This is a genomic window from Clostridium sp. CM039 (genome assembly GCF_055081075.1).
This window is the reverse complement of sequence record NZ_CM143649.1, coordinates 257,177-270,461: the sequence shown is the minus strand read 5'-3', so window position 1 is coordinate 270,461 and position 13,285 is coordinate 257,177. Positions and strand designations below refer to the sequence as shown.

The window sequence follows — 13,285 nt, the reverse complement described above, 5'->3', positions numbered from 1 at the left end:
ATCTTAACAGTTTTTTTTCGTTAAGTCAATGCATTAATGCCATTTTTATTATTATCGTTCGTGTTTCTTCTGCATATATGTACGTTTAATTACTATCATTAATAAATTGTTCGCATTTTTAAGTTCAACTAGTTTTTTATATCCGAATTCCAAAAAAATAAAAAAGAAGCAGCAAGGGCACAATTTGTACCCTTACTGCTTCTTATCTTTTATTTAAAATAATTTACTCCTGCCTCAAATATCTTTTGATCCTTCTCACCAATAATATTTTTTAAAGTGTTAACGCCTACTCTTTCAGAGTGACCCATTTTACCGAAAACCCTTCCATCCAAACTAGTGATTCCTTCAATAGCATGCATTGAACCATTAGGATTAAAGTTTATATCATAACTTGGCATTCCGTCGAAGTCTACATATTGAGTGGCTACTTGACCACTTGCGAATAATTTTTTAATTACTTCTTCATTTGCTACAAACCTACCTTCTCCATGTGATACTGGAATTGAATGCACATCTCCAACTTTTAAATTACTAAGCCAAGGAGACAGGGTTGAAACCACTTTAGTTTGCACTGTGCAAGATACATGTCTACCAATTTCATTATACGTTAAGGTTGGGCTGTTTTGTGTTATATCCGTTATTTCACCAAAGGGCAGTAACCCAAGTTTTATTAAGGCTTGAAAGCCATTGCATATTCCGAGCATTAACCCATCTCTATTTTTTAATAACTGATGTATGCTTTCGCGTATTATAGGATTTCTAAAGAATGTAGCAATAAATTTACCAGACCCATCTGGCTCATCACCAGCACTGAATCCACCTGGAAGCATAACAATTTGAGAGCTTTTTATTTTTTCTGCTATAGCTTTTATAGATTCTTCAATATGCCTTGATGATAGATTCTTTATTACCATAATTTCCACTTCAGCTCCAGCCCTTTCAAAGGCTCTCATAGAATCATATTCACAATTAGTACCCGGAAACACAGGAATTATAACTCTAGGCTTTGCTATTTTAATTGCAGGAGCCGATTTAAATTTTGGATTTTCAACACTTGCATAAATTTTATCATTTCTGATATTTAATTTACTAGTATTTACTTTCGTGCTAAATACACTTTCTAAAGGTCCTTCCCAATTACTTAACGCTTCTTCTAGACTAATAGTTTCCCCTAAGACTTTGATAAATGGTTCTACCTGAGTATGCCCAAGTATCTTAATATTTAAATTCTCTTTAATTAACTCTGAAAGCGTGCATTTATCTATTTCCATTACAATGCTGCCATAATCCTCTTTAAATATGCTTTCCACCTGAATATCTTCTTTAAATTCAAATCCTATTTTATTACCAAAGCACATTTTTGATATAGCTTCTGACAGACCTCCCATCCCTACTGCATAGGTTGATAACACCTTGCCACTATCTATTAACTTCTTTACCAATTTATAGTTTTGACGAAGCTCTCCAAAATCAGGTAATCCATCTTCACAAGTATTTGCATAAACTAAAACAACCTGACTATCTCCATTTTTAAACTCTGGAGATATAACCTTATCTGTATTTATAACATCGACAGCAAAGGATATAAGCGTTGGCGGTACATTCATATCATTAAAGGTACCTGACATACTATCTTTTCCACCAATAGCCGCTATGCTGAATTGTTTTTGTACATGTAATGCCCCTAAAAGTGATGAAAATGGTTTACCCCACTTATACGGTTCTTTTGACAATTTTTCAAAATACTCTTGAAATGTTAGTTTAATATTTTCATAATTAGCCCCACTAGCCACTACCTTTGTTACAGAATCTATTACTGCATAAGCAGCTCCATGGAATGGACTCCATTTTGATAATTTAGGATTGTACCCATAGGACATTATTGTACCAGTGGTTGTATCTCCGCGAAGTACAGGTAATTTTGCTACCATGGACTGAATTGGTGTTTTCTGAAATTTTCCACCAAAAGGCATTAACACCGTTCCTGCTCCTATTGTGCTATCAAACCTCCCAGCTAATCCTTTTTGACTACAAACATTTAAGTCTGATAGATTAGAATTCCATAAATCTTTTATTGATTTTAAATTACCTTCGCTCCATTTTAAATCTTTTGAAAAGTAGTATTCATTCTCTTTAGGTGCTGCTACTTTTACATTAATACGCTGATTAACTCCATTTGTGTCTAAGAAACTTCTACTCACATCAACAATAGTTTTTCCCTTCCATACCATTTTAAGCCTATTATCATCAGTTATTTTCGCCACCACTACAGCCTCTAAATTTTCTTCTTCTGCTAGCTTTATAAATACGACAGCATCTTCGCGCCTAACAACAACAGCCATACGTTCTTGGGATTCTGATATAGCAAGCTCCGTACCATCTAAGCCCTCGTATTTTTTAGTGACTTTGTCTAAATTTATTATAAGTGAATCTGCGAGTTCCCCTATAGCTACGGATACTCCGCCTGCACCAAAATCATTACATCTTTTTATAAGCGTCGTAACCTTTGGATTTCTAAATAATCTTTGAATCTTTCTTTCTGTAGGCGCATTACCCTTTTGAACTTCTGATCCTGAAGTTAGTATTGAGCTCTCGCTATGCTGCTTAGATGAACCCGTAGCTCCTCCGCATCCATCACGTCCTGTTTTGCCACCAAGAAGTATAACAACATCAGATGCCATTGGTTTTTCACGGACTACGTTCTTATAAGGTGCAGCTCCAATAACTGCCCCTACTTCCATTCTTTTAGCCACAAAGTCTTCATCATAAACTTCAGAAACGAGTCCTGTAGCAAGTCCTATCTGATTTCCATAAGAACTAAATCCATGAGCAGCTTCAAGGGTTATTTTTCTTTGAGGAAGTTTGCCTTTTATTGTATCTGAAATTTTCGTCCTTGGATCACCGCAGCCAGTAACACGCATTGCCTGATACACATAGCTTCTACCTGATAATGGGTCTCTTATTGATCCACCGAGACAAGTAGCTGCACCACCAAAAGGTTCTATCTCAGTAGGGTGGTTGTGGGTTTCATTTTTAAACATTACTAGCCACTTTTCCTTCTCTCCTTCAATGTCTGCTTTCACAATTATACTGCAGGCGTTTATTTCGTCTGAAACATCAAGGTCCTTTAATTTCCCTTGTTTCCTTAAATCTTTCATGGAAATAACAGCCATATCCATAAGTGTTACGTCCCTATTTGATTTATCATAAACAAACTCTCTAGTATTTAAATATTCCGCGTAAGCCATCTTAATTGGTTTAGAATATTTACCATCTTCTATGTAAACATCCTCAATTACAGTATTAAAAGTTGTGTGCCTACAGTGATCTGACCAATACGTATCTATAACTTTTATCTCCGTTATAGATGGGTCTCTCTTTTCAGTTTCTTTAAAATAATCTCTACAATATCTCAAATCCTCAAAGCTCATAGCAAGTCCATTACTTTTTAAGAACTCTTTTAAATCCGTATCATTCATCTCAATAAAAGATTCTACTGTTTTTACTTGTTCTGGCTCATTAAACCTTTGCTGTAAATCATTCTGTTTATCAAACCCTGTTTCTCTAGAGTCTACGGCATTTATGCAATACTCTTTAATTTTATTTAGTTCGTCATTAGTAATATTTCCCTTTAACACTATAACTCTTGCACTTTTAACTATATGTTTATCCTCTTGAGTTAAAATTTGTATACATTGAGCAGCTGAATCTGCCCTCTGATCATATTGTCCAGGCAAAAATTCAATAGCAAATACAGTATCGTACTTTTGAATATCTAACTCTTCATCATAAACCTGATCTACTGTAGGTTCTGAAAATATTGTATTCCTTGACATTAGGTACTGCTCCTTGGTTATTCCCATAACATCATATCTATTAACTAGTCTAAGCCCATCCAAGTTCGATATACCTAAATTTATTTTTATATCTCTTAATTTTTTTTCACCTTCAACATTATAGTTCGCTTTTTTCTCTACATATAACCTATATATCTTATCTTTCATGATTAATACCTCCAAAATTTATATTTATACGAATATTAAACAATGATTTTCTTTTATAATTCGTTATAATCACATTATAATATACTTCATCTAATTATAAAAGCATATTTTAGAATAAAGTGGTTTTTAATTTTTCTATAATATTATTAAATTACGAAATTTAATAATATTATAGTAATTATGAAATTTCTTATCTTAATGTAGTTCCATACTTCATTGTTTTAATACTAACAAAAAAAACAGGATGGCATAAATCTGCCATCCTGTTTTTTTCTAAAAAGAAAATTATAAAATTTAGTTTTTCTTTTCAAAATCATTTTCGTAATTTTTCAAAGTCTTTTTAACTAAAGCTCCAAGACCTAATAATGCAATTAAATTCGGTATAACCATTAATCCATTAAAAGTATCAGCGAGTTCCCAAACTAGATCAACCTTTAGAGCTGCTCCTAATACTATAAATACAAGAACCAATCCTCTATATGTCGTTAACGCTTTTTTTCCAAATAAGTATTTAACATTTGCCTCTCCAAAAAAATACCAAGCTACTATGGTAGAAAAAGCAAAGAAAAATAACGCTATAGCTACAAATGGACCTCCAAGACTTCCCATACCATTCGAAAAAGCTTTTTGAGTTAACGCTATACCAGTAGTTTTTCCATCTAATGCTCCTGTAGTTAATATAACAAGTGCAGTTAATGTTAAAATTATAAAGGTATCAATAAATACACATACTATTGCAACGAGTCCCTGCTCAGTTGGATGATTAACTTTTGCAACTGCGTGTGCATGTGGTGTTGACCCCATTCCAGCTTCATTAGAAAATAAACCTCTTGCAATGCCGTATCTCATAGCTTCTTTTACGCCAACTCCTATTAAACCGCCAGTAGCCGCTTTAGGGTTAAAAGCTCCTACAAATATCATTTTAAATGCTGGTCCTAAATTAGCAAAATTCACTATAATGATTCCTAAACTACCCAGTATGTAAAATATAGCCATAAACGGAACTACTTTTTCAGTAAAGGCTGCAATTCGGCCTACTCCTCCAATAAAAATCATACCCGCTAATGCTGCAACTATCACACCAATGATTATACGAATATTGGTATTTGGGCTTATTGCTGCACTTATTGAGTTAGATTGTACCATATTCCCTATAAATCCTAATGCAATTATTATAGTTACTGAGAAAAATGCTGCCAACTTTTTACTCCCAAGGCCTTTACTAATATAGTAAGCAGGTCCTCCCGTCACCTCACCGTCAACTGTCTGTTTATACTTTTGACCAAGCACTGCTTCCGCAAAAATAGTTGCCATGCCAAAGAAAGCACTTAGCCACATCCAGAATATAGCACCCGGTCCTCCTGATGCTATAGCAGTTGCGGCTCCTGCTAAATTTCCTGTTCCTACTTGAGCCGCTATTGAAGTTGTCATGGCTTGAAAGGATGACATTCCATCTTTTCCTGCTTTATTGCCGAATTTAGCTCCTCCAAAAGTCTTTTTAAATGCATCTTTAAATTTTCTTACTTGAACAAATTTTAACGTTATTGTAAAGTAAATTCCAGTACCACATAACAAAAATATTAGTACATACCCCCACAAAACACCGTTAATACCTTTAATAATTGATAAAAAATCCATAAACACACGCTCCTTCTAGTTATTAAAATTTTTTCAGATAAAAAATTTCTTGTGTAAAGAATATATTTATACCAATTAATACTCTGTGAGACCATTATTTTTTAAAGCACACAAAAAATAGAGATCAAAATAAAATGACCTCTTGAAAATAACCCTGTCCTTTTACCTGAGAGTTTCACTAATGCACTATTAAATTTCATACAAATAATATGTAATTAAATAATGTTTAGCTTTCTCCTTCGGTGCTTATATAAGTCTCTCCAGAGGTTCGTCCGATATCAGTACTTCTCCAAAAATGGATACCTGAAAGTTTAACTTCTTCGGTGGATGTTATACATCTCTCTCCAAATATCTTCATCCGAAATTATTAATTTGTAATACTTCGCATGACTATAACATATTTTGAATTTTTAGTCAATAAAAAAAACACTCACTGTAAAGTGAGTGTTTTTTGGTACGACTAAGCCTATAAGCCGAGTCCTGTATTAGACAATCATCTATCTAGGCCCATTGTTACCAATAGGCTCAAGCGATACACCCGAGAACGAGACGGGCAGCCTCATAATGTTCTCCTATTCGATCTTGCTCCAGGTGGGGTTTACATAGCCGCAAAGTCGCCATTGCGCTGGTGAGCTCTTACCTCGCCTTTCCATCCTTGCTAGTACATTCAAAAATTTAGAAAAACTAAACTTTTGAATGCCTTTAGCGGTATATCTCTGTTGCACTTTCCTTAAAGTCACCTTCACTGGGTGTTATCCAGCACCCTGCCCTATGGAGCTCGGACTTTCCTCTCCTAATTATCGCACGCAATAATTAGCAGCGATTGTCTGGCTTACTCGTAAAACCAATGATATCATACTATTAAAATAAAAGCAAATAGTATTTTATTATTACTTAACTTTATATGGATCATGTGTATTTTTAGAAATTATAACCTCATTGTCATATCCATTTTCTATCAGTTGCTTTTTGAACTTTTCTGCAAATATTATGAGTGGTGTCCACTCAGTTGCAAAATGCCCAGCATCAATCAGCGCTATGTTTTCTTCTAATAAATCACTAACATGATGGTATTTAGTATCTCCTGTAATAATGCAATCTGCACCCAATTTTATGCTCTCCTCAAAAAAGTCTTCTCCACTGCCATTTATAATCGCAATGGTTTTTATTACTTTATTATGGTCGCCTGCATACCTAATATACTCAGTATTTAAAAGTTCTTTAACCTTTTCACATAAGGGCATTAATAAAATTGGGGTATCCAGAATCACTAGCCTTCCAATACCATTATCACCATTATTATACCCTTGAATTGTTGAATTCTCTATTACCTTATAATTAGTAAACCCTAAAATTTCTGTGACAATATCATTAAGTCCGCCTTTAACTGAATCTAAATTTGTATGACTAGCATATACATTTATACCATTCACAATTAGCTCAATAATTTTTTTTCCTACTAAAGTGTCTGTGGTAATAGTTTTGGGTTTAACAAAAAGAAGAGGATGATGAGTCAATATAAAATTGCACCCCTTATTCTTTGCCTCGCGAATTACGTCCATTGTACAATCTAATGCAATTAAAATTTTTGTAACCTGCGCATCTTTATCCCCAACCATTAATCCTACATTATCATAATCCTCTTTTAGTATATGTGGAGCAACCTGCTGCATAATATGCTCAATAGTACTTACTTTTAAAAGCATTTCAAAAACTCCTTAAGCCGTATTATAACAAGATAAAGTTGTTGTTTTCTATTTTTAGATAAAATTGTATCTTCATTTAAAGTATCATATATTTTCGAATATTTTTGCAACTTATATTCTATAAATTTTTGCATTACTAATTGTTTTTTATCTAATAATATTTTACTTATCTCGTAATATATACTGTCTACTTCTACTGGTTTAGTATTATACCTTGCCTTGATAATTTCATAAAACCTACCATCATCATTGCAAATTTCTTCATCAAGGATATCATACCCAGCGACATATAAATATTCTCTCAAAACCTCAGCATTTTGAACTGGCTGAAGTATCATATAATTAAATTGTTTAACAACATCTAAGTCAGCTTCTAAAATGTCTCTTATTAAATTGCCACCCATTCCTGCAATAATAGCTACCTGGACTTCTCCCTTTTCAACTGTAGATAGTCCACTTCCCAGTCTACAAGTAATTTGACCACGCATATTATTGTGAATAATATTATTTTTGGCCTTCTCAACAGGCCCTTTATTTATATCAGAAGCAATAGCTTTTTTTATTACACCATTTTTCACTAAATTAATAGGAACATACCCATGATCCGTGCCTACGTCGATAACACTATCACATTCTTCTATCATACTTGCAATCCATTTTAATCTTATACTAAGCTCCATATCTCTCATCCTTATCTAAAATTTATTAATATTTTAAACTGCAATATTAAAAATATCATTGCCACAATTAGTGCCATATAAATATATTTATATGCTGATTTCCTATCATGTTTTGCGCAAAAATAACTTGCATAATACATACAAAAAAGCAACGCCATATTTAATACCCCGTAAATCATCTGAGTAAATGCAAATTGTTTGCCTGTCCCCATTTGTATTGGATTAAAATTCGCATCAAAGTTTAAGGGCATAATATTAGGTATATTACGTTTCAAATATAATATAAGTGGATTTAAGGTTAATATTATTATTATTATACTTACACCCATTAAAGGTAAAATGAAGTGCTTGTCTTTATGAAGATTATAGCTATTATTTACTTTATATTTCCACTCTACCACATGTATATCATGATGTATTAAAGTTTCCTCAAATTTTTTATAATCTAGAGGCGAAACTGCATAATTCATGTTTTTAGTTTTTATGTAAAAAACATTTTTATTATTTGTAACAAACATTCTACACATTCCTATTTTTTCAATTACAAATCTACCCATTGCAAAATTATTAGTAGCTATACCATTAAGCTTAACCCCCTCAATTGTACCAGTTGAGATAGTGTATCCTCCAATTTCATTTAATGGTATAATTATTTTTTTTAATGATCCAACAGCATAAATTTTAAGATTTTCGTCATCAATAGTACATTTAAGTGATGCATAAAGCAAGATGTAATATCCTTGATATATATTACAAGACACTAATAAGACCTTTAATAAACTAACTACGATGTATGAATTAGTAAACCTGAGCACTATTAATATTAATATATTATATAATGCAGTCGTGAGCAAAATAAACCCTAAACCGCGTCCCCTCTTTGATATGTACTTTCCCATTTAATCACCTTCTAAAGCATATTATAGCATATTTAAACCGACCTTGTAAATATTCATACATGATTCTACATGGAGTAGAAAAAACACCTTAAATAAGGTGTTTTCTTAAGTATACTGTTCTAATCTAAGTAATCTTTTAGTTTTTTACTTCTACTTGGGTGCCTTAATTTACGTAAAGCCTTTGCTTCAATTTGTCTAATTCTTTCACGAGTTACATTAAACTCTTTTCCAACTTCCTCGAGGGTCCTTGCCCTTCCATCATCTAGTCCAAATCTTAATCTTAAAACCTTTTCTTCTCTAGGAGTCAAAGTATCTAAAACGTTGATTAATTGCTCTTTTAACATTGTAAATGCAGCAGCTTCTGCTGGTGCAAGAGCATCATCATCAGGAATAAAATCGCCTAAATGACTATCTTCTTCTTCACCTATAGGAGTCTCTAGCGATACTGGCTCTTGTGCAATTTTCATAATTTCTCTAACTTTTGCTACAGGCATTTCCATTTTTTCAGCAACTTCATCTGGTTGGGGTTCACGTCCAAGTTCTTGTAGCAATTGCCTTGAAACTCTAATAAGCTTATTTATAGTTTCAACCATATGTACAGGTATCCTTATAGTTCTTGCTTGGTCGGCTATTGCTCTAGTTATTGCCTGTCTAATCCACCATGTAGCATAAGTACTAAATTTAAAGCCTTTTCTATAATCATATTTTTCTACGGCTTTTATTAGTCCTAAATTACCTTCTTGAATAAGATCTAAAAATAGCATTCCGCGACCAACATATCTTTTAGCTATACTTACCACGAGTCTTAAATTAGCCTCTGCTAGTTTTTTCTTAGCAGCTAGATCTCCTTCTTCATTTCTTTTAGCAAGATCAATTTCCTCACTTGATGATAATAAAGCAACTTTTCCAATTTCTTTTAAATACATCCTAACAGGGTCGTCTATAGATACGCCTTCGGGTATGCTAACATCCAGTTCTTCAGTTTCTGGTTCAGTTTCAGCTTGAGCTCCAGTCGCAGGTGCAGCAGCTTGATGCATATCACCAATAACCTCTATCTCCATTGATTCTAAAACTTCATAAACCTTTTCTATTTGTTCTGGACTTAAATCTATCTCATAAAGTTCTTCCATTATTTCTTTATAAGTTAAAGATCCTTTTTTCTTCCCTTTTTCCATAAGTTTTTTGACTATAGTCATTTTCGAACTTTTATCCTTCATCATATTACCTCCTTTCAAATTACTATAATTGTTTTAGATCTTTTTGCATTTCTATAAGTTTTTGGGCTAATTGTATAGATTCTTCTAGCAAACCTTTTGATTCATATTGTTTGATTTTATTCATAATTTCTTTTTTCGACTCCTCTAACTTGAATTTTTTAAGTTCTTTAATGCAGTCATTTATAAGTTTTTTATGATCCTCTTCATCTCCTGAAAATTCAATTTCCATAGTATTTATCCACTCTTTTGTACATTCTATATCATTACATATAAATTCAATTTTTTTAGTTTTTTCATCTTTTGTTAAGTTTTTATATTTAACAATTAATGTATATATACTTTTATGACTTTGAAGTACCAATTGTTCTAGGTCCAAGTTTTCTGTGATATAATTACAATTTTCTTCATTTATAAACATAAATTTCAACAAATTTCTTTCAGCCTTAATATAAGCTGGCTCTAAGTATAATTTTTGTCCAAAATCTTGTTGCATATTCATTTTTTTGGTTTTTTTTGCATTTTTGTTGATTTCGTCACTTAGTAGGTCATATATTGCCTGTTCTTTGATGCCTGTTTCCTCAGAAACCTTTTTTATATAAACATCTTTTTCGACAGGATCTAAATCTGCAATAATTTCAGTAACCTTTTTCACATATTGTATTATCATTTCACTATTCGAAAAATTTATTCCGTCACCTGCTCTTTTAATCCTATAATATATTAAGGGGAGAGCATCATCCACTAATTTCTGAAAAGCCTGCTTTCCGTTGTTTTTTATATATTCATCAGGATCCTTATCCTTTGGAACTATCAGCACCCTTAAATCAAAACCTTCAGTCCTTAATATCTCAAGGCCCCTTAATGTTGCTGCTTGGCCTGCTACATCAGCATCATATGAAATAATAACTTTGTCTACATGTTTTTTCAATAATTTTGCTTGATTAATAGTAAGTGCCGTCCCCAGGGACGCAACGGCATTTGAAAACCCATATTGATGAAGTGAAATACAATCCATATATCCCTCTACAATTATTATTGTTCGAGACCTATTATTTTTTATTACAAAATTCAATCCATAAAGATGTAGCCCCTTATGAAATAATGGTGTCTCAGGTGAATTTAAATATTTAGGTTTTGAATCATCTAAAACCCTTCCTCCAAATCCGATGACGCTGCCTTTATAATCAAACACAGGAAACATTATTCTATTTCTAAACCTATCATAATAGGAATTTTTAGGACTTTTAATAATTAATCCTATACTAAGTAAATCTAATTCGGAGTAGCCTTTCCTTTTCAGGTATAATAACAATCCATCCCATTTATCAAACGAAAACCCTAAACCAAATTTTTTCATAGTAACTTCCGTAATTCCTCGGTTTAAGAAATATGTTTCAGCCTTCTTGTCCTTTCTTAAATTGTCATAAAAATACCTAGCCGCTGCTACATTAATATTGTACATTTTTTTATACATGTCTTTTTGAACATTATTTTCCTCATTGTCCATTTCTATACTAATGTTAGCTCTCTCGGCGAGTACCCTTGCTGCTTCAGGAAAATTTACATTCCTATCCTTCATAATATAACTAATTACATTCCCAGCTTCACCACATCCAAAGCATTTATAAATTTGCTTTTCCTCAGACACTGTGAAAGAAGGACTCTTCTCATTATGAAAAGGACAAAGACCAATATAATTTCGCCCCGCTTTCTTAAGTTTAACCCTTTCAGATATTACATCCACAATATCATTTTGTTCCTTAATTTTTCGGATAACATCTTCAGCAATCAATAGATTATTACCACCTTACTTATATAAGTTCACAATATAATTTTATTCGACAAAAAAGTGTATTATCCTTCTTTAAAATCATTTTTTTTAAAAAAAATTATGTTTGCTTATACTATATTCTTTATAAAACACAAATTTCCTTCAATATTTGTATTTTTTATTTTTTATTTATAAATTTTATATTAATATGTTTTCCAAACCCAATATTTGTTTCTATCATATTTTAATAAATAACAACCCTAGGCACATATAAATCATTAAAAAGCATTAAACAATAGTCATCACTCATACCAGAAATATAATCTGCTACTCCTATATGTAGACCTTCATACTTAACTATGCTTTTATAAAAGTCCGGCATAGCCAGTGGATTATTATAGTAATGTTTAAATACATGCGTTACCACAAATTGTGATTTTTGTCTTTCTGCCTTTAAGATTTCACCTTTGTATATATTTTCAAACATAAAATTTCTTAATTCACCCAATGCACTTCCAACACCTTCACTAAGTGATACACCTATATCCCCTATATCTAAGTTATTTATGGTGTTATAAATACAGTCTTTAACTAAAGTATCTATTCGCTTGCCATGATTTGCCCCTAATACTTCAATAGCACCTGGAGGTAGCATTGCTTCAGTTAACAATCCTGCTCTTATAGAATCGTCTATATCATGATTTACGTATGCAATCTTGTCACTATACCTAACAACCTGACCTTCAAGTGTTGAAGCCTTTCCAATTTTAGAAGAAAACCCACTATGATTGAGAATTCCATCTAGCACTTCCGCGCTCAAATTAAGACCAGCACCTAATTTTTCAATTTTTGTTAAAACTCTAATACTATTTTCATTGTGCCTAAATCCTTGTGGCAAAATATCATTAAGCACCTCTTCACCATTATGAGCAAAAGGTACGTGCCCTATATCGTGACCCATTGCTATAGCTTCTATTAAATCTTCATTTAAGCCTATGCCTCTCCCTATAGTTTTAGCTATCTGTGCAACTTCTAAGGTATGTGTTAATCTTGTTCTATAGTGATCACTACTAGTCTTTATGTATACTTGAGTTTTATGCTTCAATCTTCTAAATGATTTACTATGTATTATCCTATCTCTATCCACCATATAACAGGTTCTTACCTCATCCTTATCCTCTAATACTTTCCTTCCTTTTGAGTTTAGAGATAACGCCCCATATCGTATAATGCTATTACCTTCATTAGTTTCTATTTTTTTGCGAATATCCATGGTTTTCCTCCTAAATTTAGGCATCTTCTAAAAACGGTTGATAAGTATGCATATTATTTTTTAAAGACGCTTTAGTTAGTATTCTACGAATTAAATT

At 32.4% G+C, this 13,285-nt stretch carries 8 protein-coding genes, 1 other RNA gene and 1 riboswitch; all 9 genes read right to left on the bottom strand.

The genetic code is table 11. The features are described 5' to 3' along the window. Positions 1-209 precede the first annotated feature (209 nt). Positions 210-4,004: a phosphoribosylformylglycinamidine synthase gene (locus ACWJJ2_RS01180; protein WP_216303979.1), complete on the bottom strand. Its 3,795-nt coding sequence runs from the start codon at positions 4,002-4,004 to the stop codon at positions 210-212. A 294-nt stretch (positions 4,005-4,298) separates the two neighbouring features. Further along, positions 4,299-5,642: an alanine/glycine:cation symporter family protein gene (locus tag ACWJJ2_RS01175; protein WP_216303978.1), complete on the bottom strand. Its 1,344-nt coding sequence runs from the start codon at positions 5,640-5,642 to the stop codon at positions 4,299-4,301. A gap of 144 nt (positions 5,643-5,786) precedes the next feature. After that, a riboswitch (glycine riboswitch) is annotated at positions 5,787-5,916 on the bottom strand. Positions 5,917-6,095: 179 nt separating this feature from the next. Continuing rightward, positions 6,096-6,481: RNase P RNA component class A (gene rnpB, locus ACWJJ2_RS01170), an RNA gene on the bottom strand. A gap of 51 nt (positions 6,482-6,532) precedes the next feature. Further along, positions 6,533-7,348 carry a Nif3-like dinuclear metal center hexameric protein gene (locus ACWJJ2_RS01165; protein WP_216303977.1) on the bottom strand — a complete coding sequence of 272 codons (816 nt, stop codon included), beginning with the start codon at positions 7,346-7,348 and terminating at the stop codon, positions 6,533-6,535. Next, entirely contained in the window at positions 7,339-8,028 is a 690-nt protein-coding gene (locus ACWJJ2_RS01160; protein WP_216303976.1) for a tRNA (adenine(22)-N(1))-methyltransferase, read from the bottom strand. The genes ACWJJ2_RS01165 and ACWJJ2_RS01160 overlap by 10 nt, the downstream gene beginning before the upstream one ends. Positions 8,029-8,039: 11 nt before the next feature. Continuing rightward, the gene (locus ACWJJ2_RS01155) at positions 8,040-8,927 is read right to left on the bottom strand and encodes a PH domain-containing protein (RefSeq protein ID WP_216303975.1); all 888 of its coding nucleotides are present in this window, start codon (positions 8,925-8,927) and stop codon (positions 8,040-8,042) included. 119 nt (positions 8,928-9,046) lie between these two features. Further along, complete coding sequence (rpoD, locus tag ACWJJ2_RS01150) at positions 9,047-10,144, bottom strand: RNA polymerase sigma factor RpoD (protein WP_165414745.1); 1,098 nt, start codon at positions 10,142-10,144, stop codon at positions 9,047-9,049. 22 nt (positions 10,145-10,166) lie between these two features. Beyond that, positions 10,167-11,936: a DNA primase gene (dnaG, locus tag ACWJJ2_RS01145; protein ID WP_216303974.1), complete on the bottom strand. Its 1,770-nt coding sequence runs from the start codon at positions 11,934-11,936 to the stop codon at positions 10,167-10,169. Positions 11,937-12,159: 223 nt separating this feature from the next. Further along, entirely contained in the window at positions 12,160-13,188 is a 1,029-nt protein-coding gene (locus ACWJJ2_RS01140) for a deoxyguanosinetriphosphate triphosphohydrolase (protein ID WP_216303973.1), read from the bottom strand. Between the last annotated feature and the right edge of the window lie 97 nt (positions 13,189-13,285).

What these genes read in the sequence shown, in the direction of transcription:
- rpoD (WP_165414745.1), bottom strand. Translation starts at nt 10,144, where the DNA reads ATGAAGGATAAAAGTTCGAAAATGACTATAGTCAAAAAACTTATGGAA.
- ACWJJ2_RS01165 (WP_216303977.1), bottom strand. Translation starts at nt 7,348, where the DNA reads ATGCTTTTAAAAGTAAGTACTATTGAGCATATTATGCAGCAGGTTGCT.
- ACWJJ2_RS01155 (WP_216303975.1), bottom strand. Translation starts at nt 8,927, where the DNA reads ATGGGAAAGTACATATCAAAGAGGGGACGCGGTTTAGGGTTTATTTTG.
- ACWJJ2_RS01140 (WP_216303973.1), bottom strand. Translation starts at nt 13,188, where the DNA reads ATGGATATTCGCAAAAAAATAGAAACTAATGAAGGTAATAGCATTATA.
- ACWJJ2_RS01175 (WP_216303978.1), bottom strand. Translation starts at nt 5,642, where the DNA reads ATGGATTTTTTATCAATTATTAAAGGTATTAACGGTGTTTTGTGGGGG.
- ACWJJ2_RS01160 (WP_216303976.1), bottom strand. Translation starts at nt 8,028, where the DNA reads ATGGAGCTTAGTATAAGATTAAAATGGATTGCAAGTATGATAGAAGAA.
- ACWJJ2_RS01180 (WP_216303979.1), bottom strand. Translation starts at nt 4,004, where the DNA reads ATGAAAGATAAGATATATAGGTTATATGTAGAGAAAAAAGCGAACTAT.